This window comes from Vibrio sp. KUL80, from assembly GCF_059725495.1.
This window is the reverse complement of record NZ_AP045841.1, coordinates 1,297,206-1,321,437: the sequence shown is the minus strand read 5'-3', so window position 1 is coordinate 1,321,437 and position 24,232 is coordinate 1,297,206. Positions and strand designations below refer to the sequence as shown.

Sequence of the window (24,232 nt, the reverse complement as noted above, 5' to 3'; positions counted from 1 at the left end):
AGGGGCTGAATTGCGAAGAATAAATACAAAATGAGAGGTCAATTGACCTCCCATTTTCTGTTTCAAAGATTGTACCAATCTAGCGGCTACAACTTACTAAACTCGCGATTCACCTTAAACGCTTCAGAAGTCACATACGCTTCCATATCACGTACCTTGTGTTCCATTGAGTCGAAATCGCGCTCTAATGTAGATAGTAGATCCTTGGCGTTTTGTCCTTGCTGCCAAGGTTTACTCTTTAGTGAGTGTTCTTTCTTGCTTTTCATCGCTTGGACAAAATTATCTGGCTGCTTCTCTAGCATCAAGCTAAGCGCAAAATACGCCAACATCACAAGGAAAAAGCCACTGAACAGTGCGGCGGAGATGAACAAAATCCGCACCAGCCACACTTCCAGTCCAAAGTAGTTTGCAAGTCCTGCGCAAACCCCGGTGAGCTTACCGTTGACAGGATCTTTATACAGCTCTCTATGAGTCATAATTTTGTCTCCAGTTCGGCGCTTCCGCATCTAGAATCCTTTCTAGATTATCAACTCGAGCCTGCATTTTTTCTGCTCGTTGTGACAAGGTCTGCAGCTTTTGAAAGTCTTGTTCAGACAACCCATTCTCTGACTTGCGTTTGCTGCGGTAGTGGAGAAAAAGCCACAGCGGTGCGACAAAAATCAGAAAGACAATTAATGGACCCGCAATTAAAAAAGACGACATGTTTTTCTCCTACTCCGCGTTATTTTTCGTTATTCATCTGCTCTTTGAGTTTCGCAAGTTCTTTGTCGATCTCATCTTGCGCTTGCAGCTCTGCAAACTCTTGGTCTAGAGACTTAGCGTTGCCCGTTTTCGAATAAAGATCCGCCTCGGCTTCAAGCTCATCAATTTTGCGCGAATACTGCTCAAACTTCGCCATCGCTTCATTTGTGCGACTTGTGTGCAGATGTTTTTGCACATCTCGGCGGTTGCTTGCCGCTTCCGAGCGAATAATCAACGCTTGTTGTTTGGCGCGAGTTTCAGTGATCTTTGATTCAAGCTTAGCAATTTCGTTGGTCAATTTCTCAATGGTTTCTTCCACTAAGGTTTGCTCATCGTGCAAGCCTTTTACAACGTTTTCAAGCTTTTGCTTTTCAATCAGTGCTGCGCGAGCAAGATCTTCACGCTGCTTAGTCAGTGCCAACGTCGCTTTTTGTGCCCACTCCGCAATTTGCTCTTCAATTGCAATCACTTTACGAGCCAGTTCTTTTTTATCGGCAATGGCTTTTGCTGAGTTAGTGCGCACCTCAACCAAAGTATCTTCCATTTCCTGAATGATTAGACGAATCATTTTTTCTGGATCTTCTGCTTTATCAAGCAGTGCACTAATATTTGAGTTTACGATATCGGCAAAACGAGAAAAAATACCCATAATACATCTCCTGTCTGGACGAGTTCGCCATTGAACTCTTTGGTAGTTGTTATTGATAATCCAAGTACCGTGCCAATTTTAATATTCGATAAAATTCAATAGCTTAATAAATTCCACTCGATTTATCATGACTCAGTGCTAAGATGCATTAGCCAACTATTGGTAATTTTTACCAACTTCAAAGGGAATATCATGGCTCAAAACTTAATTGGTGAATCTCCTGCGTTTCTTGCCGTTCTAGATAAGGTTTCTCGACTTGCTCCGATTGATCGCCCCGTGCTAGTGATTGGAGAACGAGGAACGGGTAAAGAGCTCATTGCGCAGCGCTTGCATTACCTGTCTAAGCGCTGGGACCAACCGCTTGTCTCTTTGAACTGCTCTACACTAAGTGAAGGCTTGATTGACTCTGAATTATTTGGCCATGAGTCTGGTGCTTTTACTGGTGCAAAGGGTCGACACCAAGGGCGTTTTGAGCGCGCTGAAAATGGCACTTTATTCTTAGATGAGCTCGCGACTACGCCACTATCAGTACAAGAGAAACTGTTAAGAGTGATCGAATATGGTCAATATGAGCGAGTCGGCGGCGCCACCGCACTCGAAGCCAACGTTCGCCTTGTATGCGCAACCAATGAAGATTTACCCTTGCTCGCTGAAAAAGGTAAGTTTCGTCCCGACCTGCTCGATAGACTGGCTTTCGACGTTATTCACCTTCCCCCACTAAGGCACCGACAAGAGGACATCTCGTTGCTCGCGGAGTTTTTTGCTATCAAAATGTGCCGAGAGCTCGGTTTACCCTTCTTTGTTGGCTTTACCGAGCAGGCGTGGCAAAGCATCCACGATTACCAATGGCCCGGCAACGTACGTGAGCTCAAAAACGTTGTAGAGCGCGCTGTATACCAGCAAGGTACTAATGAAGACCCTATCGAATCTCTAATATTCAATCCATTTGAGAGCGATTTTGGCAAGCTAAGTTCAATGGCAAGAAAGGATGATCTTCAGGGTACGAACAGTGAAGAGGAAACCGCGTCAGAGGATTCTGATGCTTCTGCACCGCCAGTGGACTATGCATTCCCTCTAGACTTTAAGTCTTGGCAGGATGAACAGAATATAAAGTTGATTAATGAAGCACTTAAGCAAGCTCAATACAATCAACGAGGTGCTGCCAAACTGCTAAGCTTGAGTTATGACCAGCTAAGAGGATTGGTGCGAAAGTATAAACTGGTTTGAGAATGATGGATTCCTCGCCTACCTATCTAACAAAGTCGACGATAAGTGCTTGTCGTTATTGGTTTAGCGAGTAAAAAAGTGGTAAATTACCCTGATCTCAATACAGATATTACGTTCGCCAACGAATGTAGCGTGTTTATGAAGGCAATAATCAAATTATCACTTGGGCTATGTGGCTTAGTTCTGCTAGCAGGGTGTGAAGACAAAGTCGACCACTCGAAAATAAGACAAGACGGTTTCGTCTACTGCGACCAAGGCAGACCAAGTACATTCAACCCACAGCTAGTCGACGGTGGTATCACTGTTGAATCAATAGCACCGCAAATATTCGATACCTTGCTCACGCTAAATTCGGGTACCCATCAGCCTGTACCAAACTTGGCAAAATCGTGGCAGGTCGACAAATCAGGTACTGAATATACCTTTTATCTACGTCAAGGCGTGCAGTTTCAAACCACAGATTGGTTTACTCCCACTCGGACTCTAAACGCGGATGACGTAGTCTTTAGCTTCAATCGAATTATTGACCCCAATAACCCGTTTCATCAGGTTGGTGGTAGTGTCTACCCTTGGTTTGCGGGTATAGATTTTGCCAATCTTGTACAGAGTGTCGAAGCGGTTGATGAGCTTACTGTGAAGTTTACCTTGTCCCGACCAGACAACTCTTTCCTATCGAATATCTCGACTGCGCATGCGCCTATTTACTCAGCCGAGTATGCAGGCAATCTATTGTTTAGCGACAAGAAGCTGGATATTGATACGTTGCCTGTTGGCACGGGACCGTTTTACCTCGATGAGTATCAAGTTGCCGATTTAGTTAGACTGAAACGTCACGATAATTACTGGCGTGGTCCCGTACAGATGTCGCAAGTGGTATTTGATATCTCGCACCGTGGCGCTGGCGCACTGGCTAAGCTTCTTCGAAATGAGTGCGATGTGCTCAACTCGCCAATCTCTAGTCAGATCCCGGTCATCCTTGAAGAAGACTCTGTTGTGTTGCAAGCCAAACCTGCGATGAACGTGGCGTTTGTTGCTATGAATACACAACATCGAGCGCTTAGCGATGCTCGAGTACGTAAAGCGTTAAATCTTGCTATCAATCGCGACAACATCTTAGAAGCCGTTTACTTCGGCAGCGGAGAGAAGGCATATAGCCTGCTCCCACCGAGCTCTTGGGCACATCAAAAAGATGCGGTTCAAGTACGCTATGACCGTAACTACGCCATGGCGCTGCTTAGAGAAGCAGGCTACGCTCACGGCTTAGAGCTCACAATGGCGGTTCCTCTAGAGCCACGTGTATACAATCCAAGCCCTCGTAAAACCGCTGAGCTCATTCAGGCGAACTTTGCCGATATTGGCATCACCTTGAATCTATTGACCGATGATCGCGTTGACCGCCAAGAGTTATCTAATATCGAGTCCGTCGATATGTTGCTCACCGGCTGGGTCGGCAATACCGGCGACCCAGATAACTATTTGCGTCCCCTTCTTTCGTGCACCTCTAAGCGTGAAGGTCTTAACCTTTCGATGTGGTGTAACGACGACTTTGATTTCATTTTGGACTTAGCACTCGAAGTGAATCAACCAAGGTATCGCCTGAATCTTTATCGCCAGGCACAAAACATTCTGAACGAGGAAGTACCTGTGCTGCCTATCGCTCATGGACAGAAATACCAAGCACATAACGAGAATCTAACCGGTTTTAGAACCAGCCCATTTAACGCTCAGCCGTTTGACCAAGTTGTGAGGTTGAAGTAAATGTTTTGGTATTCGATTCGCCGCCTCAACCTCTTTGTGATCACACTGCTGATCCTAACGTTTGTCGGCTACAGCTTGGTGCGACTAGAGCCTCAGTCTCACTGGGCGACGCAGCCAATGATGGCAGGCTGGTTTGAGTATTTGGGCCGACTGATTGAACTCGATTTTGGTCTAACCAAAGCTGGCGTTCCTATCACTCAAGAATTGGCGTCAGTTCTTCCGGCCACACTTGAACTTTGTTTTGCAGCCTTCACTATCTCTGTGTTCCTGGGTATTCCTGCGGGCACTATTGCGGGTATGCGCAAAGGGAAATGGCTCGACAACGTAATTTCGTTTTCTTCAATGGTTGGCTACGCCGCGCCTCTCTTTTGGATTGCGCTGTTGATGATCATGTATTTCTCGCTCAACTATCAATGGTTTCCAGTAGCTGGTCGATATGACCTCCTTTACGAGATCGATCATGTCACAGGGTTTGCGCTTATCGACGCATTGCTCTCTGACGGACCTTATCGCAAAGAAGCACTGCAAAGTGTGATTGAACATATGATTCTGCCTTGTCTAGTATTGGCACTGTCACCTACGATGCAGGTTATCCGTATGATGAGAACCTCGGTGACTGAGGTGATGTCGCAAAACTATATCCGAGCTGCGCGTATTCGTGGTTTGTCTAACTATGAAATCGTCATCGAGCACGTACTGCGTAATGCGATTCCGCCAATTATTCCTAAACTTGGTGTTCAGCTCTCGAGTATGATTACGCTCGCGATTATGACAGAGTCCATTTTTAACTGGCCTGGTGTCGGTCGTTGGCTTTTAGACGCGCTATCAAACCAAGACTACGCGTCTATTCAAGCAGGTGTATTGGTTGTGGCGACTATCGTTTTAGCGGCAAGTATTGTGTCAGATTTGATTGGTGCGATGATCAATCCGCTAGTAAGGAAGGAATGGTATGCTGTCAGATAATGTCTACCAGGAAGAGCGCATTCCGACCCAACTGGAGCGATTTTGGCGCAGCTATCGTTCAAATAGCCTGTCCATGTTCGGTTTGTGGTGCTTAGGGTTTCTGATCCTTATTACTCTGCTTTCTCCGTTTATCACGCCTTACGACCCGATGGCGCAAAGCTCCAATCTGCTGGTGCCGCCTTCGTGGGATCCAGAGGGTACTGTCGACTTCTTCTTCGGTACCGATGACTTGGGACGCGATATTTTATCGCGCATTATCGACGGCTCTCGATTGTCATTTGGCGCGGCGGTGATCATCACCGCGATTGCAACCCTAGTCGGCTGTTTAATCGGTATCCTAGCGGGTATGACGCGTGGTTTGCTGTCCAGTACACTGAACCACTTGCTCGATACCGTCATGTCGATTCCTTCGCTGCTGCTAGCGATTATCTTTGTCGCCTTCTTGGGTCCAGGTGAGTTCAATATCATGTTGGCGATCTGCCTTGCGTTGATCCCTCGATTTATTCGCTCTATCTACGTAGCGGTACACACCGAAGTTGAGAAAGACTACATCATGGCGGCGAGACTTGATGGTGCGAACGAATTTTATCTACTTTGGAACTCGATCTTGCCCAACCTACTCACCGTTATTGCAGCGGAGGTCACCTTTGCGTTGTCTATCGCAATTCTCGATATCACTGCTCTAGGCTTTTTGGGTTTAGGTGCTCAAGCACCAAGCAGTGAATGGGGCGCGGTACTAGGTGACGCCGCTGAGCTTCTCTATCTGGCGCCTTGGACTGTTATTCTGCCAGGTCTAGCCATTCTATTTACAGTAGTAGCGGTGAACATTGTGGGTGAAGGCATCCGAAATGCATTAAGTGCGGGGATCGAATAATGCCAGTATTAGATATTCGACATCTCACCATTGAAATCGAAACCCCGCAGGGGCTCGTGAAAGCCGTTGACCGTATGAGCTTCACGATCAACGAGGGAGAAATCCGTGGTCTTGTGGGTGAATCTGGCTCAGGTAAAAGTCTTGTCGCTAAAGCCATCGTTGGCGTAACCAAAGACAACTGGAAGGTCACGGCTGACCGCATGCGTCTTGGCAACATAGACCTACTGCAGCTTACGCCCCGTGAACGTCGCCGAGTCATCGCTCGTGACGTGGCGATGATCTTTCAAGAACCAACAACTTGTTTGGACCCTTCTGAACAGGTTGGTAAGCAGCTTATCGAATCCATCCCATCGCGCTCGTTCGAAGGTAAATGGTGGGAGCGCTTTAAGTGGCGTAAGAAGCAAGCCATTGCCCTGCTTCATAAGGTCGGCATTAAAGAACACACGCGTGTCATGCACAGCTATCCTTATGAGCTCACCGATGGTGAGTGTCAAAAGATCATGATCGCTATGGCTATCGCTGCCAAGCCGAAACTGCTGCTTGCCGATGAGCCAACTAACGACTTAGACCCGATTACTCAGTCGCAAATTCTGCGTCTGTTAAGTCGCATGAACCAGCTCAACAACACCACTATTGTGTTGATTGGTCACGACTTAACAACGATCACGCAATGGGCAACGCGTATTACTGTTATGTATTGTGGTCAATCGGTGGAATCAGCGGACACAGCTAAGATTCTTGCTAAGCCGAAGCACCCTTATACGGTTGCACTGCTCAAGGCGATGCCAGACTTTGGTGAATGGATCCCTCATAAAGAGAAACTGCAATCACTACCGGGATCAATTCCCCCACTACAGCATCTTCCAATTGGCTGTCGTTTGGGACCAAGATGTCCGTATGCCCAGAGACAATGCGTTGAAATCCCTGAAGCAAAACGAATTAAGAATCATAAGTTCAGTTGTCACTTCCCTCTGAACACGGAGAAAAAAGCATGAGTTCTTTGTTAGAAGTCTCCGATCTAAAAAAAGACTTTGTCACTCGCTCTAAGCTATTTCAGAAGAAAGTGCAGCACGCGGTTAAGCCTGTGAGCTTCAGCCTCGAAGCGGGACAAACAATTGGTTTTATCGGCAAGAACGGCTCCGGAAAATCGACATTGGCTCGCATGCTTGCCGGAGTGGTTGAGCCCACTGCTGGCGAAATTCGAGTGAACGGTGATTTACTAGAACATAAAGACTACTCGACCCGCTGTAAGCTGATTCGGATGATCTTCCAAGACCCGAACACGTCTCTGAACCCTCGAATTCAGATTGGTCGTATCTTGGAAGGTCCGCTCAAGCGAAACACCAATATGCCGCCCGAAGCTCGTATGAAGCGTGTTAAAGACACCTTGATTCGTGTCGGCCTGCTACCGGAGCACGCCTACTTCTATCCGCAAATGCTAGCGACAGGTCAAAAGCAGCGTATCTGTCTGGCTCGAGCTTTGATTTTGCAGCCTTCTATCATCGTTGCCGATGAAGCGCTGAACGGATTGGATATGGCGATGCGCTCGCAGATTATTAACCTGTTTTTAGAGCTTCAGGAAGAGATGGGCGTTGCGTTTGTTTATGTATCTCAGCATCTAGGCATAGTGAAACACATTACGGATAAGGTGATGGTGATGCACGAAGGCGACGTTGTGGAGTATGGCAAGACCAGTGAAGTCCTTACCAACCCACAACATATTGTCACGCAGCGCATGGTAGAGAGTCACTTCCACAAGACGCCCATGCATCGTTAGTGGACGGCATCGTTAAAAAACGGCATCGCTAGTAGAAGACAGCGCTAAAAAACCGACTAAGTAATCAGCTCTATATAACTGTCGATACCTTTTTGTATCGACTTTTTTATTTCCATAAGAGGCTTAGATTGCAAGCTCCAGAGGGCGACCGGCACAGACAATCCACCGCGGATCTTCTCACACTTTATCTCGGTGAGGTTATCCGCCACATAGTCGCTGGTTTCAATGTTCTTAGGCATCAAAGTCCAGCCTAAGCCTTTCTGAGTGAGCTTAATGGTCAGTGCTAACTGATCGATAAGGTCATGGTTTGCTGACAAAACCACATGATTCGCTAACCCTTCATCAACAAGAGATTTGAGAACGAACTGACGTGTCGTCTTCAGTGCGTCATAAACTTGATCTTCAGGTAAGCTTGCTAACTCACTGTACTTACTGGCAAAAGGAACAAACGGCATATTGCCAATCATGGTGTAGTCGATGTTGCTCATTGCACTCGCTTTGGTCACATTAACAATACCGAACTGAATCGACTCATCAGCGAGTCCTTCACGAATCTGCTCTTGCGTCCTCACCAACAAGTTCACACGAAGCGCCGGGAAGTCGTCAATAAGCTGTTCGCGGATTAACGCAATCGCAAGGTGTGGTAAAAAGCTACTGTAGGCGACGGTAACGGCATCAAGCTCTCCAAACGATAAGCTCAGTGCCACTTTATCAAAGGTCTTTGCTTGCTCAAGGGCCTGTTTTGCATAGCGATAAAGAAAATGGCCATCTTGAGTCGGGTCAACACTGCGTGTGTTACGTTCAAACAGTTCAACGGAGACTTGATCTTCTAAGTTGGCAATCACCTGCCCCACTGTGGTTCTGTGTTTACCTAGTCTGCTCCCCGCTTTACTAAAAGAGCGCTCTTCATAGACACTGACAAATGCCGCCAACTGTTCCAAGCTAAAATTCACACACGCCTCCTAAACCCATTTAAAACGTAACTTATTGTCGAAACGTTACTTTTCTTGTCAATGATAGACGAATTATTTCATTTGTCACACAGCTCAGACAGCGTAGTGAGGGCTGTACTTCTTTATTTATGGCTTTTCACCATACTGTAGATGTGAGGATTACGTCCTACGCTGTGATGTTTGGTGATTGGAAATCTCATCATATTATTTTCGCAGACCCAGAGAGCTCTTCTCTGAACGAAATTAACTCGTGAAACATAAAGGTAAACATGATGACAGATTACTCAAAAATCGATAACGAAGTTGAGCAGCTAGCCGGCGTTATCTGGAATATGGCAGAAAAGGTTTGGGACTACGCAGAACTGAGCTATGAAGAGTTCAAAAGCTCAGCGCTGGAAAGTGCCGTACTTGCAAACAATGGTTTTACAATTACTGAGCGTGCGGTAGCTGGCCTAGAGACCTCTTGGGTCGCTGAATGGGGTACTGGCAAGCCTGTCATCGGCTACTTGGTGGAGTTTGATGCACTGCCAGGTCTTGGCAACGATACGGTACCGACTAAAACCCCAGCTAAGAATGGCAATACTAATGGCCACGGTTGTGGGCACAACCTTATCGGCTCTTCATCTATTGGCGCAGCGATCGCGCTAAAAAACCACATGGAAAAAGAAGGTATCGCTGGCACCATTAAGGTTATCGGCTGTCCTGCAGAAGAAGCGTTGAACGGTAAAAACTACATGGTTTCTGCTGGCGCATTTGATGATTTGGATGTTTGTTTGCACAACCACCCTGCGATGGTGAATGCAGCACTGAACTTCCATTCTGCGGCTTCCATCGACCTACTAATCGAGTGGAAAGGCGTCACTGCACACGCTGGTGCAGCTCCGTGGGAAGGTCGAAGTGCACTCCATGCTGCTGAGATTTTCTTAATGTCAGCGAATATGATGCGTGAGCAAATGGAACCTACGGGTCGCCTACACTATCAGATTCTAAATGGCGGTGACGCAGTGAATGTCATCCCTGACTACGCTAAAGTTCTGGTTCGTTACCGCGGAAAATCTGCTGAGAATGTGCGCAAGTATAAGGCGTGGCTAGAAGACATGGCCAAGGGTGCCTCATTGTCGACTCAAACCACTGAAGTCGTGACTAACCTAGGCGGTATCTATGACATTTTGCCTAACGACCCATTTGCCGAAGCAATCACGACTCATATGAATCGTTATCTACCGATCGCTTGGACAGAGGAAGAGCAAGAGTTTGCCAAATCTATTCAACGTGAAATGGGCAAACCAGAACACGGCCTAGCTACAGACGTGATGGATGTACCTCATGGTGTTGAAGTTGGCGGCTCATCAGACGTTGGTGATGTCAGCTGGAAAGTACCAACGATGGGTGTGATGTTTGCCGCATGGCCTAAATACATCCCACCACATCAATGGGGTTGCACTGCGTGTAACGGTATGAGTATTGGACATAAAGCTGGCCTGCAAGCTGCTCATGTTATGGCAGCGCAAGGACTGGAGTTACTCACAAATCCTCAGCTACTAAAAGACGTGACGGCTGAGTTTGAGAAAAACAAAAACGGCCAGGAATATGTTTCATTGAATGATACCGACTATAACCCTAGAGGTATCTTAAATGACGAGCAGTTGACCAACTACGACTGCTGTCTACATACAGCTTTAGAACATTTCGGGCTGGGTGAAAACTACAATCCGACCTGTGGTCACAGCCACAAATAAATCTCACTCACTCATCAAAGCGAGGGCATCAATGCCCTCGCTTTTTTTTTGTCGCGACACAAAGCGCTTAGATTCCCTATCTTCCCAATTTCGAATTACTAAGAGGTGATGATTGAATCCTCTTCAGTGAATTCAGGGGTTAGGGACAAGCCAGATACTATAACCGCAGTTGTTGAGACAAATGTATTACCGCTCAACGAAATATCAAAACTAATCCTTGGAGAAAGCACTTATGTGTACTCGCATTATCTATCAAACAGAATCTGGCAAATTCATTACCGCACGTGGCATGGATTGGAACGATCCAACCGCAAAAACCAGCATGATCGTATACCCACGCGGCCTAGCACAAACTGGTGGTAGCATGGAAAATGCACTGACTTGGACTTCTAAGTATGGTTCTGTTTTTGCTTCTTTTTACGGCAAAGCATCTTCTGACGGTCTAAATGAAGCGGGTTTGACTGCCAACACTCTTTATCTTGCTGAAGCGGATTACGGTGACTACACACTATCGAACAAACCTCGCCTTTCTATTGGCGCATGGAACCAATACTTCTTGGATAACTTCGCCACTGTTGCAGAAGCAGTAGCAGCGATGCAAGAGCCTCCTTTTGTGATTGTCGCTCCGCTACTACCTAACGGCCGCGCAGCATCTGTTCACCTTTCTCTTTCTGATAGCACTGGCGACAGCGCAATTCTAGAATATGTCGATGGTGAGCTTAAAATCCACCACAGCAATGACTACCGCGTCATGACTAACTCACCAGTTTTTGACGAGCAAATTGCAATCAACAAATATTGGGAGCTTGTTGGTGGCGACAAAATGCTACCAGGCACAATCAATGCGGCAGACCGTTTTGTTCGTGCTAACTACCTACTAAAAAGCACGCCTAACTTCGCTGACGGTCAAGAAGCAACGGCTGCTGCCCTATCTGTATTGCGCTCTGTAGGCGTGCCTCTAGGTATGGAAGATCCTGAGCACCCAAACATCTCTGCAACGCTATGGCGCTCAATGTCAGACCATGACGCAAAACGCTTTTTCCTAGACTCAGCAAGCCAACCAGCGCTTATCTGGGTTGACCTAGACAACCTAAATCTAGAACAAGGTGCGCCAATTATGGCAATCGAGCTAAATGGTCCTGAGTTCATCGCTGGAGATGTGACTGACAAGCTAACTCCGACTTCAATGATTACTTGGATGTAATCATCGACGCGACGTACCGCGCAGTTATCTCTTCGGAGGAACAGATGGCTGCGTGGTAACCCTTTTGATGCTGAGATTCGAAAGGTCGATAAACCAGACCTTCCAATCCTGTTGCTAACCTTCTACCTACACATGATTGAGGCAAAAAATGAGCTCTGGTTCAGAAATTTTCAGTGAAGTTGTCACCGTACTAGGAACCGCCGCTTTTGCGCTGTCGGCCGTACTGGCCGCAAGTAAAAGGCGAGTCGATATTTTCTCGCTCATCATACTGGGACTGATCACTTCAATTGGCGGGGGAACAATGCGTGACCTCATGTTGGATGTCCCTGTCTTTTGGTCTCAAGACCTTAGCTATGTGTGGATCTCGATCAGTGCGAGCCTGTTGGGTTTCGTTTTCTTTGGTCTGCTGAAGAAGCGCTGGATAAATGAGTTTTATCTTCATATCGATGCCTTTGCCATTGCTTTGTTTGCCATTCAAGCCACTAACAAGGCATGGGCACTTGGGTTTGGACTCCCTATCGCTCCGGTGTTCATGGGCCTAATAACTGCAGTGGGAGGCGGCATTGTCAGAGATATGCTGATGCAAAGACCTACTCTACTTTTTGAAAGCGAACTTTACGCGATTCCTATCGCATTGGGCTGTGCCATGCACTGCGTGGTTTTAAGTCTCGCACCACAATGGTCGGTACTGAGCTCGACACTCTGTATCTTACTCATCATTGCCGGTCGTTCGCTATCCATCTACTTCAATATTGGGGTACCAAACTGGGCACTACTCGGGCAAAAGTTCACTTTAGTTAAAATGCGAGAGGGTGAGGACTGAGTCCTCTACAGAAGAGTTTGTCGATACTAATGAATTGAATAGCATAGGGAAAACCGCCGTTTGGCTCATCACAACCCAACTACGGAAACACTATTATGATTAAAAAGATGACGCTTACCGCCCTAGCCTCTTCCGTCTTCCTATTCTCACCAACCCTGTTTGCTGACTCTGAGTTGAAACAGTCCGTCTACGAGGACAATGAACGACTGATTGAGCTGTTTGAACACTTCCATGCCAACCCAGAGATCGGCTTTATGGAATTTGAGTCGGCTAAGATCATTGCTAATGAACTCAAGCAGCTTGGTTTCGAGGTTCACGAAGGCATCGCGCGAACCGGCGTAGCCGCGGTGCTTAAAAATGGTGAAGGACCAACGGTCATGTTCCGTGCGGACATGGACGCTTTACCGGTTAAAGAAGAAACGGACCTGCCTTACAAATCCACAAACCCAACCAAAGACCGCTTTGGTAATCCGATTTACGCAATGCATGCGTGCGGTCACGATGCCCACATGACTTGGCTTCTGGGCATGGCAAAACAGTTGACTGAAGCGAAAGAGAAATGGAGCGGCACCGTAGTCCTTATCGCCCAGCCTGCTGAAGAGCTGATTATGGGCGCAACAGCGATGGCAAAAGACGGACTATTTAGTAAGGTACCAGTGCCTGATATTTTGATTGCGGGTCATGTTCACCCTCTTCTGCCAGAAGGCAGTGTATCAATCTCCGACGGTCGTCGTATGGCGGGTACCGACCAGATTGACGTCTTCATTCAAGGTGTCGGTGGTCATGGTTCAACACCTCATGTCACCAAAGATCCGGTTGTGATGGCATCAATGTCAGTACTTGGCTACCAAACTATCATGTCGCGAATGGTCGACCAACAACAACCGGCCGTGCTTTCTGTCGGCGCGATCGAGTCAGGCAGTGAAAACAACATCATTCCTGATACAGCGACGCTCAAGCTCAACCTTCGCTGGTACCGCACTGAAGATCGTGATGTGATGCTTAAAGGTATCAAGCAAGTCACCGACAATGTGGCTCGCATGTACGGTGTGGATGAAGACAACATGCCGACCTATGAGATAAAAGGCTACTCAACACCACTCATTAATCCAACTAAAGAGTCGGAAGTCGCCAAACAGGCGATGATTGAATCTCTTGGAGAAGAGAACGTGAAACTCGGGTTTCCACCAGTAATGGGGTCTGAAGATTTTCACATGTTGACCTACGAATACCCGGAAGTACCGGTATTGTTTGTCGAAGTTGGTGCGGCAACACAGAACACATGGGATACCTTCGTCGAACACGGCACTTTCCCTAAATATACTAACCACAATCCAAACTTTGTGGTTGAACAAGGCGCTATCCCGACCGGGACGATAGCGCTTACTTCTGTGGTTAAGGCATTTCTCAACTCAGAGCAAGATCAGTAATAGGCTCTGGTTCGATCCGCAAGTACAAAAAAACCAGCTCATGCTGGTTTTTTTAGTATTCGATAACTGTCGTGATTAGCGACGCGTCTTATTACGAGCACCTTGCTCACCAGAAGACTTTTTGTTGCGACGCTGTTGATTGCTACGACCTTTTGGTGCGTTTGCACGCTCTTCGTGGCGACGTACTGCGCGACGGATCTTCTGACTGCGAGAACGCTCACGTTGACGAGAGGTGTTCTGGCTTTGGTCTAGCATGGTCTCTTTCTCAGGGCGAAGTTCAACTAGCTCACGTAGGTAGTTTACTTCTTTTAGAGTTAGCTCCATCCAACCGCCACGAGGCAGCTTCTTGTCTAGGTAGATGTCGCCGTAGCGAACACGCTTAAGGCGGCTAACTGTGGTCTCTTGAGATTCCCACAGACGACGTACTTCACGGTTACGACCTTCGTTGATAACAACGTAGAAGGTGTGGTTCATACCTTCACCACCCGCGTAAACCACGTCTTCGAAGCGAGCCATACCATCGTCAAGCTCAACACCATTTACCACGTTGCGAACTTTTTGCTCGTTCACTTCACCAAATACGCGCACAAGGTATTCACGTTCTACTTGGCGGCTTGGGTGCATTAGGCGGTTAGCCAGTTCACCATCGGTCGTGAAAAGTAGTAGACCTGATGTGTTAGCGTCAAGACGACCAACAGAAATCCAGCGAGAACCGCGGATCTTCGGCAAGCGATCGAATACGGTACGACGACCTTCAGGGTCGTGACGTGTACACAGCTCACCTTCCGGCTTGTAGTAGGCCAGAACTCGACAAACCACTTCTTCTTGTGCTTTGGCAGAAACAGTATGACCATCGATACGGATGACCGCATTTTCGTCTTCCAGACGTTCGCCCAGTCTTGCTACCTGACCATTCACACTCACGCGCCCAGATTTAATCAGGGCTTCAAGTTCACGACGAGAACCGTGGCCTGCGCGAGCAAGCACTTTTTGTAATTTTTCGCTCATTTACCTACCTATAATGTCGTCTTCACAGACGTCGAAACCAGATAATGCGACCTAAAAATCGCGGTCGCGTATTATCGCAAAGAAACCTGATTCACGCATCAAGTTTCTTCACTAATTTAGTAAGAAAACATTCAAAACTCTACTCGAATGGTTCTGGGTCACCTGCACCGATACGTAGAACTTTGGCTTCGTCATCACTAAAATCAATCACGGTCGTTGGTTGCTCACCCAAATAACCGCCATTCAAGATGCAATCTACCGCATGCTCTAGCTTGTCACGGATCTCTTCGGGATCTGATTCAGTCACTTCATTTCCTGGCAGAATCAGAGAAGTAGACATCAGCGGCTCACCCAATGCTTCAAGCAAATCAAGAGCAATTTGATTGTCTGGTACACGAATACCAATCGTCTTACGCTTTGGATTCATCAAACGACGCGGAACTTCCTTGGTGCCTTTGAAGATAAAGGTGTAAGGACCAGGCGTGTTGTTTTTTAACAGACGGAATGCAGTGTTATCAACACGTGCGTAAAGAGACAACTCAGACAAGTCACGACACAACAGAGTGAAGTTGTGTTTGTCATCGAGACGACGGATCTGGCAAATGCGCTCTAACGCTTGTTTGTTTTCTAACTGACACCCAAGTGCATAACCAGAATCGGTTGGATAGATAATGACACCGCCGTTACGAACTATGGCTACTGCTTGAGTGATCAAGCGTGCCTGTGGGTTGTCTGGGTGTACATAAAAAAATTGGCTCATTGTTATTCCTTCAAACTTAAGGACGCTCTCGGTACGACCTTCCCTGTCGTTCGACTTCAAGAGCTGTCTCTTCAATACGATAATGAATCAAAAGAAAGTGAGGTGAAGATGCTTATGTCTATTTGGACAAACGCCAAGGCCAAAAGATATCGGCTTCGTTATTCTTTTTCACCATCTTCAGCACCACTCTCAATTGTAGTGGTCGTCAGCGAAGTTGCTGTCTTTAATGGTAGGCGGTCCCATACCGGTTCTACGCCTGATGGTAACCACAAGTTTCTACCTAACTCCATCCAAGGGGAAGGATAGTGGAAATCTGACCCTTGTGAAGCTAATAGATTGTATTGTATCGCATAATCTGCGAGGTTGCGCCTTTCTTGTTGACTTTGTTGTGGCTGAGCGACTTCCATGGCGTCGCCATTGGCTTCAACAAACGCGGCCAATAGACGCTTTAGCCACTTAGCCGTTAACTGATAACGGCCCGGATGCGCCAGCACAGCGACCCCTCCCGCTTGATGGATGGCATCCACTGCTTCTGACATCGTGCACCAGTTTGGCGGTACGTAACCGGTGTTATTACGCGTCATAAACTTCTTGAACACCTGCTGCATGTTTTTCGCGTAGCCGTTGTCCACCAGCCATTTCGCAAAGTGGGCGCGAGTGATCGGCGCATCGCCCGCTATCGCCTTCACTTCTTCAAGCAAACCCTCACGGGTTGCTTTTTCTAGCCGATGAGCGATAAGTTCAGAACGTTCTACTCTTCTTGCTTGCTGAGCGCGGATCAGCGCATTTAATTCAGGGGAGTCAATGTCTACGCCAAGCCCAACAATATGAATATCTTTATTCTGCCAGACCGTTGAGATTTCGATGCCGTTCACCAACTCAATAGGCAGAGACTGCTCTTCAATTAGCTGATGCGCGGTAGGCAACGCATCTAAGGTATCATGGTCAGTAATCGCCAGAACTTTTACATCGAAGCTTATGGCTCTGTCCAAGAGATCAGCAACCGATAATCGGCCATCAGAGGCGGTAGTGTGACTGTGTAAATCTATCTTCATTTTTTCACATTTTCGGTTGACTTTTAGCTTGCGAACTAGTTAACTAGTACGCAGATACAGATTTTGAGATTAGGCACGTATGTTACTCGATATTCATACATTCAAAAAACCTTTAAACCTTAGGGTTAATGCTCTAGTAGGTTGGTGGCGCACTTGGACACAATCCGAGTGGGCTTTTTTGCGTGCATAATCAAACCCGAATTTGATTAAAGCCCACTCAATCGAGTGGGCTTTTTTGTTTTTCGATTCATCTGACAAAGAATTCAATTTAAACGATTATTTTAGCAACAATTTGGGTACATTGAGCGTTGGGCAAACGTTTTAATTGTGCGACTATAGCTTAATGACCGCTAGGTGAACCAAGATTGTTGCAACAGCAGATTCAAGATTAAAAGGAGCTTTTGTGAATAAAGCCATTAGCATCAATAAACAGGGTCGATTGGAAGTCCTTTCTCTCCAAGTGCCATACGCGCAAGACCCAACCCGACTGTTTCACACCCTGTGTGAAAACAAAACCGATAGTCTGCTACTTGAGTCTGCTGAAATCGACTCAAAACAAGACCTACAGAGCCTACTTATCGTTGATTCTGCCGTTCGTATTGTGTGTGAAGGTCACAAGGTACGCTATGAAGCGCTGACCACAAACGGTGTCAATCTTCTTAACATCATTGCTCAGAACATTGCTAACGAAATCGAGCACACGCTAACAGACAAAGAGCTCGTCGTTCAGTTTGAGATGCCAGATGACACACTCGATGAAGACTCTCGACTTCGTGAAGCTTCGTCTTTTGATGCATTGCGTCTTGTTCAACACAGCTTTGACCTAAGCGGATTAGACAAAAACGCCATTTTCATGGGCGGCCTATTTGCTTACGACATCGTTGCAAACTTTGAGCCTCTGGGTGATGCAAGCCAAGCGAACCAGTGTCCTGACTTTGTATTCTATGTTGCTGAGAGCCTGCTGGTCGTCGACCACCAAAAAGAGTCTTGCGACCTACAAACGACCCTGTTTAACCACGACGATGCTGAACTTGCTCGTATCCGCGGCCGAATCACAGAGATCAGCCAGCAATGCGAAAACCTAAAAATGGTGCCAGCGGCAATGAAAGTCGAAGGTATTCAAGAAGACGTCAGCATCTCAGATGAAGACTTTTGCCAAATCGTTCGCGACTTAAAAGAGTACGTGGTTCGTGGCGACATCTTCCAAGTTGTACCATCTCGCCGTTTTACTCTGCCATGTCCGTCACCTCTTGCTGCCTATAAAGAGCTGAAGCAGAGCAACCCAAGCCCTTACATGTTCTATATGCAAGATGAGCTGTTTACTCTGTTTGGTGCCTCTCCAGAAAGTGCACTTAAGTACGGCAAAGATTCAAACCAAATTGAGATCTACCCTATCGCAGGTACTCGACGTCGTGGCAAGAATGCAGATGGCAGCATCAACAAAGACCTTGATAGCCGCATCGAGCTTGAGCTTCGCAGCGACATGAAAGAGAACGCTGAGCACATGATGCTGGTTGACCTAGCACGTAATGACGTGGCTCGCATTGCTGAGCCAGGCTCTCGCCACGTAGCCGACCTTCTAAAAACAGACCGCTACAGTCACGTCATGCACTTAGTTTCTCGCGTCGTCGGTCAGCTTCGTGGTGACCTAGATGCCCTTCACGGCTACCAAGCTTGTATGAATATGGGTACGCTCACCGGCGCACCCAAGATTCGTGCAATGCAGCTGATTCGCCAATTCGAAGGCCAAACTCGCGGCAGCTACGGCGGCGCCGTTGGTTACATGAACGGTGCGGGTGATTTAGATACCTGTATCGTAATTCGCTCAGCGTACGTTGAAGACGGTATTGCTCAAGTTCAAGCGGGTGCTGGTGTGGTATTTGATTCTGACCCTCAATCTGAAGCAGATGAGACTCGTGGTAAGGCGCAAGCCGTCATTTCAGCAATCAAAACGGCGCACAAGGGGTAATCACGATGTCTAACACTACAAATTCAGTGAACAACGAACTCGCTAATATCGTATTTGTCGATAACTTTGACTCGTTTACCTACAACCTAGTGGATCAGTTCCGAAGCCTAGGTCACAGCGTTAAGATTTATCGCAACCATATTGCTGCAGACAAAATCGCTAAGGCAGTACTGGAGCTCGATAACCCTGTAGTTGTGCTTTCACCGGGCCCCGGTGCACCTTCAGAAGCGGGGTGTATGCCAGAGCTGATTAAAACATTGCGTGGCAAAGTACCGATGATCGGTATTTGCCTTGGCCACCAAGCGATTGTCGAAGCATACGGTGGTGTGGTTGCCGGCGCTGGTGAAATCATTCATGGCAAAGTGTCAATGATGGCGCACGATAACCACGCTATCTACGAAGGCTTACCTTCACCGCTAGCCATTGCTCGTTATCACTCTCTCGTGGCAACGAAAGTGCCTGACTCATTGGAAGTGACTGCGCAAGTTGATGGTCTAGTCATGTCAGTCGCTAACGAACAAGATCGTATCTGTGGTTTTCAGTTCCATCCAGAGTCTATTATGACTACCTACGGTGCGACACTACTGAGCAATGCCATCGCTTGGGCGACAGAAAAATCTAACGAAACAAAATCGGCTTAAGAATTCAAACAACTAAGGAATCGTAATTATGGAAACCATTATCAACAAACTTTACGACCAACTGGATCTGACTCAAGAAGAGAGCCAGTCGTTGTTTGACACTATTATCAAAGGCGAGCTTGATCCAATTCTAATGTCAGCAGCTCTGACGGCTCTAAAGATCAAAGGCGAAACACCAGACGAGATCGCGGGCGCAGCAAAAGCACTGCTTGCCAACGCGAACCCATTCCCTCGTCCTGATTATGACTTCGCAGACATCGTAGGCACAGGTGGCGACGGCGCCAACACCATCAACATCTCTACCACGGCTGCATTTGTTGCCGCAGCGTGTGGCCTGAAAGTCGCAAAACACGGTAACCGTGGCGTGTCGAGCAAATCTGGTTCATCTGACCTGCTTGACTCTTTCGGTATCGACTTGGCAATGTCTGCCGAAGATACACGCAAAGCCGTGGATGAAATTGGCGTTGCTTTCCTTTTTGCTCCGCAATATCACGGTGGTGTGCGCCATGCGATGCCAGTACGTCAAACGATGAAAACTCGCACCATCTTTAACATCTTAGGCCCTCTAATCAACCCAGCTCGCCCAAACATCGAATTGATGGGTGTTTATGATGCAAAACTGGTTCGTCCTATTGCAGAAACCATGCTACAAATGGGTATGAAGCGCGCGGCGGTGGTTCACGGTAGTGGCTTGGATGAGGTAGCTATTCACGGTGAAACTCTGGTAGCAGAAATTCAAGACGGCAAGATCACCGAATACACCCTAACACCAGCAGACTTCGGTTTAGAGTCTTACCCGCTAGAGGCGATCAAAGGTGGTGAGCGAGAAGAAAACCGCGCCATCATTACCAACATGCTAACGGGCAAAGGATCGGACGCGCAATTAGGCGCTGTAGCGGTAAACGTTGCTCTGCTAATGAAACTATTTGGTCATGAAGACCTCAAAGCTAACGCAGCACAAGCCATCGAAGCGATGAACTCCGGTAAAGCATACGAGCTCGTCCAAAAGCTGGCAGCGCACGGCAAGTAACTCGGCGAATTAACAGGAAAAGATAATGGAAACAGTATTAGCAAAAATCGTCGATGATAAGAAGATTTGGGTTGAAGAGCGTAAGCAAACTCAGCCACTAGAGAGCTTCAAAGCGGATCTCGTTCCATCAGATCGTAGCTTCTATGGTGCGCTCTCGACAGGTAAAACCGCGTTCATTCTAGAATGTAAAAAAGCATCACCATCAAAAGGTTTGATCCGTGATGATTTTGACCTCGACTACATTGCCTCGGTTTACAACAATCACGCTAGCGCGATTTCTGTATTGACCGATGAAAAGTATTTCCAAGGAAACTTTGACTTCCTGCCTCAGGTGCGCGGGCAAGTTAAGCAGCCGGTACTGTGTAAAGACTTCATGATCGATACCTATCAAGTGTATCTCGCTCGTCATTACAACGCAGATGCTATCTTGCTGATGCTGTCCGTGCTTAATGATGAGGAGTACCGTGAGCTCGCGGAAGTCGCAGAGTCTCTTGAGCTAGGCATTTTGACCGAGGTGAGCAACGAAGAAGAATTAGAGCGCGCAATCGCGCTTGGCGCAAAGGTCGTCGGTATCAACAACCGCAATCTTCGTGACCTATCGGTTAACCTAGAGCGCACCAAAGAGTTGGCACCGAAACTGCCTGAAGGCACCATCATCATTTCTGAGTCTGGTATCTATAACCACCAGCAGGTTCGTGACCTTTGTGCCTATGCAAATGGCTTCCTGATCGGTAGCTCACTCATGGCAGAAGACAACCTTGAGTTAGCAGTACGTAAAGTTCTACTAGGCGAAAACAAGGTATGTGGTTTAACTCATGCTGACGACGCGGCGAAAGCTTATCAAGCAGGCGCAGTAAAAGGCGGGCTGATCTTTGTTGAAAAATCGCCTCGCTTTGTTGATGCCGAATCGGCTCGCATGGTGATGAGCGGTGCACCACTTGAGTTTGTGGGTGTGTTCCAAAACCACAACCCAGAGTTTGTTGCTAGCACGGCTAACGAGCTAAAACTGTCGGCTGTACAACTTCATGGTGACGAAGACCAAGCCTACATCGATACGCTGACCCCACTTCTGAATGATGACGTAAAAATCTGGAAGGCGCACGGCGTGACTGATGCCATTCCTGATCTAACTGCAATTAAGGCAGACCGTCACCTACTGGATGCCAAGGTTGGCGAGCAATCCGGCGGCACGGGTCAAAGCTTTGACTGGCAATTGTTAAACAACACAAGCGATGTGATGTTGGCAGGCGGTTTGTCTCCAGACAACATCAAGCAAGCCAGTACACTTGGCTGCATCGGACTAGACTTAAACTCAGGAGTCGAGTCAGCACCGGGTAAAAAAGACGCAGAGAAGCTAAACCAAGCGTTCGCGCTAATCCGCGACTACTAACGTCCAGATTAACGACACCCAATGAGTTAAGGTCATACACTAAGAATTATTAAAACTTGCTCGACAACGAATCATCGTTTGTAAAGGCTCGAGCAAGTGGATTATTGAGGAATTAACCATGTCTAAATTAGATGCCTACTTTGGCGAATACGGTGGACAGTTCGTACCACAGATCCTAGTGCCTGCACTGGATCAACTAGAGCAAGCCTTCATCGATGCTCAAGACGACGCTGAGTTCCGCTCAGAGTTCATGGAGCTATTGCAAGAATACGCTGGCCGACCAACCGCGCTAACGCTAACGCGCAACCTAACAAAAGGCACCAAAACCAAGCTGTACCTAAAGCGTGAAGACCTCCTTCACGGCGGTGCGCACAAAACTAACCAAGTACTTGGTCAAGCACTGCTTGCTAAGCGCATGGGTAAAAAAGAGATCATCGCCGAAACTGGTGCGGGTCAGCACGGCGTAGCAACCGCTCTTGCGTGTGCTCTGCTTGACCTTAAGTGTCGCGTTTACATGGGTGCGAAAGACGTTGAACGTCAAAGCCCGAACGTGTTCCGTATGCGTCTTATGGGGGCAGAAGTGATTCCTGTACACTCTGGCTCTTCAACACTTAAAGATGCTTGTAACGAAGCGCTACGTGACTGGTCAGCAAGCTACGAAGATGCGCACTACCTACTGGGTACTGCGGCAGGTCCTCACCCATTCCCAACTATCGTGCGCGAGTTCCAGCGCATGATTGGCGAAGAAACCAAAAACCAAGTACTGGCTCGTGAAGGCAAGCTTCCAGATGCCGTCATCGCTTGTGTAGGTGGCGGTTCTAACGCTATCGGTATGTTCGCAGACTTCATCGAAGAAGAATCAGTACGTCTAATTGGTGTCGAGCCAGCAGGTCTTGGTATTGATACTGATCAGCACGGTGCACCGCTTAAACACGGCACAACGGGTATCTTCTTTGGTATGAAAGCGCCATTGATGCAAGACCCTAACGGTCAGATTGAAGAGTCTTACTCTGTTTCGGCTGGTCTAGACTTCCCATCTGTGGGTCCTCAGCACGCACACCTTAACGCGATTGGTCGTGCAGAATACGGCGCAATTACCGATGACGAAGCATTGGATGCATTCCAAGAGCTAGCGAAGCATGAAGGTATCATCCCTGCGCTAGAGTCTTCTCACGCCCTAGCTTACGCGCTTAAAATGGCACGTGAAAACCCAGAAAAAGAGCAGCTTCTTGTCGTGAACCTATCAGGTCGCGGTGACAAAGATATCTTTACTGTACACGACATTCTAAAAGAAAAAGGAGTAATGTAATGAGCCTGAATCAAGATCGTTATAAAGAGATGTTCGCTCGTTTGGGCGAGAAGAGTCAGGGCGCATTCGTTCCTTTCGTCACTATGGGTGATCCAAGCCCAGAGCTGTCGCTACAGATCATGGAAACCTTGATTGAGTCTGGTGCAGACGCACTAGAGCTAGGTATGCCGTTCTCAGATCCACAGGCGGATGGTCCAACAATCCAAGGCGCAAACATCCGTGCGTTAGACGCGAAAACAACGCCAACTATCTGCTTCGATATGCTCGCGAAGATTCGTGAAAAGTACCCAGAGACGCCTATCGGCCTGCTTATGTACGCTAACCTCGTATACTCAAAAGGTGTCGATGCGTTTTATAAGCAATGTGCCGATGTCGGTGTGGATTCAGTGCTTATCGCAGACGTTCCAACCAACGAAAGCAAAGAGTTCGTAGAAGCAGCACACAAGCACGGTGTACACCCAATCTTCATCGCTCCGCCAACAGCAAGTGAAGAGACCATCGAGCAAGTCGCAAAACTTGGCGGCGGTTACACTTACCTGCTTTCTCGTGCAGGTGTAACGGGTACTGAAACCAAGGCAAACATGCCGATGAACACTCAGCTAGAAAAGCTGAACAAGTTCGACGCACCGCCTTCGCTGCTTGGCTTTGGTATTTCTGAGCCAGAGCAAGTTAAGCAAGCTTTAGATGCGGGCGCAGCAGGTGCAATTTCAGGCTCAGCGGTTGTGAAAATCATCGAGAATAATGTCGATGCACCAGAAACTATGTTGAATGAACTGTCTCAGTTTGTTAAATCTATGAAGGCAGCGACACAGCGTTAATCTCTGCTTTACTATCCAAAAAGGTTGCACTTATCGTGCAACCTTTTTTTTACATCTCAATATTCCCCAGATCCTAAATATCGATAACCCTGCCCAAAAATCGACCACCAGCAA

The 24,232-nt window shown here is 47.5% G+C and carries 24 protein-coding genes and 1 other annotated feature; of the genes, 17 read left to right on the top strand and 7 right to left on the bottom strand.

Features of this window, described 5'->3' with window-relative positions; genetic code table 11:
* Positions 1–86: 86 nt before the first annotated feature.
* The 3 genes from pspC to pspA are packed head-to-tail and all read right to left on the bottom strand — an operon-like array spanning position 87 to position 1,390.
* Entirely contained in the window at positions 87–506 is a 420-nt protein-coding gene (gene pspC, locus AC6I8U_RS06050; protein ID WP_197058701.1) for an envelope stress response membrane protein PspC, read from the bottom strand.
* The gene (gene pspB / locus AC6I8U_RS06045) at positions 466–702 is read right to left on the bottom strand and encodes an envelope stress response membrane protein PspB (RefSeq protein WP_128648555.1); all 237 of its coding nucleotides are present in this window, start codon (positions 700–702) and stop codon (positions 466–468) included. The genes pspC and pspB overlap by 41 nt, the downstream gene beginning before the upstream one ends.
* A 19-nt stretch (positions 703–721) precedes the next feature.
* Entirely contained in the window at positions 722–1,390 is a 669-nt protein-coding gene (gene pspA / locus AC6I8U_RS06040) for a phage shock protein PspA (RefSeq protein WP_234495650.1), read from the bottom strand.
* Between the two features lie 192 nt (positions 1,391–1,582).
* Here pspA and pspF point away from each other — a divergent pair, with 192 nt between their 5' ends.
* The 6 genes from pspF (at position 1,583) to AC6I8U_RS06010 (ending at position 7,989) form a co-directional block, all read left to right on the top strand.
* Positions 1,583–2,617, top strand: a complete 1,035-nt coding sequence (gene pspF / locus AC6I8U_RS06035) for a phage shock protein operon transcriptional activator (RefSeq protein ID WP_498018000.1) — start codon at positions 1,583–1,585, stop codon at positions 2,615–2,617.
* Between the two features lie 138 nt (positions 2,618–2,755).
* Entirely contained in the window at positions 2,756–4,375 is a 1,620-nt protein-coding gene (locus AC6I8U_RS06030) for an ABC transporter substrate-binding protein (RefSeq protein WP_498017999.1), read from the top strand.
* A complete protein-coding gene (locus AC6I8U_RS06025; protein WP_234495647.1) occupies positions 4,376–5,338 on the top strand; it encodes an ABC transporter permease in 963 nt (320 codons plus the stop codon).
* Positions 5,325–6,212, top strand: coding sequence for an ABC transporter permease subunit (locus AC6I8U_RS06020; RefSeq protein ID WP_498017998.1), 888 nt, complete (start codon positions 5,325–5,327; stop codon positions 6,210–6,212). The genes AC6I8U_RS06025 and AC6I8U_RS06020 overlap by 14 nt, the downstream gene beginning before the upstream one ends.
* Positions 6,212–7,207, top strand: coding sequence for a peptide ABC transporter ATP-binding protein (locus AC6I8U_RS06015; protein WP_234495646.1), 996 nt, complete (start codon positions 6,212–6,214; stop codon positions 7,205–7,207). Before AC6I8U_RS06020 ends, AC6I8U_RS06015 begins: the two co-directional genes overlap by 1 nt.
* Positions 7,204–7,989, top strand: a complete 786-nt coding sequence (locus tag AC6I8U_RS06010; protein ID WP_042472203.1) for a peptide ABC transporter ATP-binding protein — start codon at positions 7,204–7,206, stop codon at positions 7,987–7,989. Before AC6I8U_RS06015 ends, AC6I8U_RS06010 begins: the two co-directional genes overlap by 4 nt.
* A gap of 56 nt (positions 7,990–8,045) precedes the next feature.
* Here the strand turns inward: AC6I8U_RS06010 and AC6I8U_RS06005 are convergent, their stop codons facing one another.
* Entirely contained in the window at positions 8,046–8,942 is an 897-nt protein-coding gene (locus tag AC6I8U_RS06005; RefSeq protein ID WP_498017997.1) for a LysR family transcriptional regulator, read from the bottom strand.
* A 269-nt stretch (positions 8,943–9,211) separates the two neighbouring features.
* Between AC6I8U_RS06005 and AC6I8U_RS06000 the strand changes: the two genes are divergently transcribed.
* From AC6I8U_RS06000 to AC6I8U_RS05985, 4 genes are all read left to right on the top strand, one after another.
* Positions 9,212–10,681: an amidohydrolase gene (locus tag AC6I8U_RS06000; RefSeq protein WP_498017996.1), complete on the top strand. Its 1,470-nt coding sequence runs from the start codon at positions 9,212–9,214 to the stop codon at positions 10,679–10,681.
* A 232-nt stretch (positions 10,682–10,913) separates the two neighbouring features.
* On the top strand, positions 10,914–11,885 hold the full coding sequence (locus AC6I8U_RS05995; protein ID WP_498017995.1) for a linear amide C-N hydrolase: 972 nt from the start codon (positions 10,914–10,916) through the stop codon (positions 11,883–11,885).
* Between the two features lie 148 nt (positions 11,886–12,033).
* Positions 12,034–12,708 (top strand): trimeric intracellular cation channel family protein, encoded by a 675-nt coding sequence (locus AC6I8U_RS05990; RefSeq protein ID WP_498017994.1) that lies wholly within the window; start codon positions 12,034–12,036, stop codon positions 12,706–12,708.
* Between the two features lie 95 nt (positions 12,709–12,803).
* Positions 12,804–14,138, top strand: a complete 1,335-nt coding sequence (locus AC6I8U_RS05985) for an amidohydrolase (protein ID WP_498017993.1) — start codon at positions 12,804–12,806, stop codon at positions 14,136–14,138.
* 75 nt (positions 14,139–14,213) lie between these two features.
* On the opposite strand, the gene rluB is transcribed toward AC6I8U_RS05985, so the two are convergent.
* The 3 genes from rluB to rnm all read right to left on the bottom strand — a co-directional run bounded on the left by rluB (position 14,214) and on the right by rnm (position 16,961).
* Positions 14,214–15,146: a 23S rRNA pseudouridine(2605) synthase RluB gene (gene rluB / locus AC6I8U_RS05980; protein WP_112461021.1), complete on the bottom strand. Its 933-nt coding sequence runs from the start codon at positions 15,144–15,146 to the stop codon at positions 14,214–14,216.
* Positions 15,147–15,285: 139 nt separating this feature from the next.
* A complete protein-coding gene (locus AC6I8U_RS05975; protein ID WP_498017992.1) occupies positions 15,286–15,906 on the bottom strand; it encodes an L-threonylcarbamoyladenylate synthase in 621 nt (206 codons plus the stop codon).
* 158 nt (positions 15,907–16,064) lie between these two features.
* The gene (gene rnm / locus AC6I8U_RS05970) at positions 16,065–16,961 is read right to left on the bottom strand and encodes an RNase RNM (protein ID WP_498017991.1); all 897 of its coding nucleotides are present in this window, start codon (positions 16,959–16,961) and stop codon (positions 16,065–16,067) included.
* Positions 16,962–17,040: 79 nt separating this feature from the next.
* Between rnm and trpL2 the strand changes: the two genes are divergently transcribed.
* The 7 genes from trpL2 (at position 17,041) to trpA (ending at position 24,118) form a co-directional block, all read left to right on the top strand.
* Positions 17,041–17,151: a tryptophan operon leader peptide gene (gene trpL2 / locus AC6I8U_RS05965; protein WP_498017990.1), complete on the top strand. Its 111-nt coding sequence runs from the start codon at positions 17,041–17,043 to the stop codon at positions 17,149–17,151.
* Positions 17,098–17,200, top strand: a sequence feature (Trp leader region). It overlaps the preceding gene by 54 nt.
* 164 nt (positions 17,201–17,364) lie before the next feature.
* Complete coding sequence (locus AC6I8U_RS05960; RefSeq protein ID WP_498017989.1) at positions 17,365–18,930, top strand: anthranilate synthase component 1; 1,566 nt, start codon at positions 17,365–17,367, stop codon at positions 18,928–18,930.
* Between the two features lie 5 nt (positions 18,931–18,935).
* Positions 18,936–19,571 (top strand): aminodeoxychorismate/anthranilate synthase component II, encoded by a 636-nt coding sequence (locus tag AC6I8U_RS05955; RefSeq protein ID WP_498017988.1) that lies wholly within the window; start codon positions 18,936–18,938, stop codon positions 19,569–19,571.
* A 28-nt stretch (positions 19,572–19,599) separates the two neighbouring features.
* A complete protein-coding gene (trpD, locus tag AC6I8U_RS05950; protein ID WP_498017987.1) occupies positions 19,600–20,601 on the top strand; it encodes an anthranilate phosphoribosyltransferase in 1,002 nt (333 codons plus the stop codon).
* 25 nt (positions 20,602–20,626) lie between these two features.
* Entirely contained in the window at positions 20,627–21,991 is a 1,365-nt protein-coding gene (trpCF, locus tag AC6I8U_RS05945) for a bifunctional indole-3-glycerol-phosphate synthase TrpC/phosphoribosylanthranilate isomerase TrpF (protein ID WP_498017986.1), read from the top strand.
* A gap of 118 nt (positions 21,992–22,109) precedes the next feature.
* Positions 22,110–23,300, top strand: coding sequence for a tryptophan synthase subunit beta (trpB, locus tag AC6I8U_RS05940; RefSeq protein ID WP_234495635.1), 1,191 nt, complete (start codon positions 22,110–22,112; stop codon positions 23,298–23,300).
* Positions 23,300–24,118, top strand: coding sequence for a tryptophan synthase subunit alpha (gene trpA, locus AC6I8U_RS05935; RefSeq protein WP_498017985.1), 819 nt, complete (start codon positions 23,300–23,302; stop codon positions 24,116–24,118). The genes trpB and trpA overlap by 1 nt, the downstream gene beginning before the upstream one ends.
* Positions 24,119–24,232: the final 114 nt, after the last annotated feature.

Coding starts and splice junctions, on each gene's coding strand:
- pspC (WP_197058701.1), bottom strand. CDS start 506: ATGCGGAAGCGCCGAACTGGAGACAAAATTATGACTCATAGAGAGCTG.
- pspB (WP_128648555.1), bottom strand. CDS start 702: ATGTCGTCTTTTTTAATTGCGGGTCCATTAATTGTCTTTCTGATTTTT.
- pspA (WP_234495650.1), bottom strand. CDS start 1,390: ATGGGTATTTTTTCTCGTTTTGCCGATATCGTAAACTCAAATATTAGT.
- pspF (WP_498018000.1), top strand. CDS start 1,583: ATGGCTCAAAACTTAATTGGTGAATCTCCTGCGTTTCTTGCCGTTCTA.
- AC6I8U_RS06030 (WP_498017999.1), top strand. CDS start 2,756: ATGAAGGCAATAATCAAATTATCACTTGGGCTATGTGGCTTAGTTCTG.
- AC6I8U_RS06025 (WP_234495647.1), top strand. CDS start 4,376: ATGTTTTGGTATTCGATTCGCCGCCTCAACCTCTTTGTGATCACACTG.
- AC6I8U_RS06020 (WP_498017998.1), top strand. CDS start 5,325: ATGCTGTCAGATAATGTCTACCAGGAAGAGCGCATTCCGACCCAACTG.
- AC6I8U_RS06015 (WP_234495646.1), top strand. CDS start 6,212: ATGCCAGTATTAGATATTCGACATCTCACCATTGAAATCGAAACCCCG.
- AC6I8U_RS06010 (WP_042472203.1), top strand. CDS start 7,204: ATGAGTTCTTTGTTAGAAGTCTCCGATCTAAAAAAAGACTTTGTCACT.
- AC6I8U_RS06000 (WP_498017996.1), top strand. CDS start 9,212: ATGATGACAGATTACTCAAAAATCGATAACGAAGTTGAGCAGCTAGCC.
- AC6I8U_RS05995 (WP_498017995.1), top strand. CDS start 10,914: ATGTGTACTCGCATTATCTATCAAACAGAATCTGGCAAATTCATTACC.
- AC6I8U_RS05990 (WP_498017994.1), top strand. CDS start 12,034: ATGAGCTCTGGTTCAGAAATTTTCAGTGAAGTTGTCACCGTACTAGGA.
- AC6I8U_RS05985 (WP_498017993.1), top strand. CDS start 12,804: ATGATTAAAAAGATGACGCTTACCGCCCTAGCCTCTTCCGTCTTCCTA.
- rluB (WP_112461021.1), bottom strand. CDS start 15,146: ATGAGCGAAAAATTACAAAAAGTGCTTGCTCGCGCAGGCCACGGTTCT.
- AC6I8U_RS05975 (WP_498017992.1), bottom strand. CDS start 15,906: ATGAGCCAATTTTTTTATGTACACCCAGACAACCCACAGGCACGCTTG.
- rnm (WP_498017991.1), bottom strand. CDS start 16,961: ATGAAGATAGATTTACACAGTCACACTACCGCCTCTGATGGCCGATTA.
- trpL2 (WP_498017990.1), top strand. CDS start 17,041: ATGTTACTCGATATTCATACATTCAAAAAACCTTTAAACCTTAGGGTT.
- AC6I8U_RS05955 (WP_498017988.1), top strand. CDS start 18,936: ATGTCTAACACTACAAATTCAGTGAACAACGAACTCGCTAATATCGTA.
- trpD (WP_498017987.1), top strand. CDS start 19,600: ATGGAAACCATTATCAACAAACTTTACGACCAACTGGATCTGACTCAA.
- trpCF (WP_498017986.1), top strand. CDS start 20,627: ATGGAAACAGTATTAGCAAAAATCGTCGATGATAAGAAGATTTGGGTT.
- trpB (WP_234495635.1), top strand. CDS start 22,110: ATGTCTAAATTAGATGCCTACTTTGGCGAATACGGTGGACAGTTCGTA.
- trpA (WP_498017985.1), top strand. CDS start 23,300: ATGAGCCTGAATCAAGATCGTTATAAAGAGATGTTCGCTCGTTTGGGC.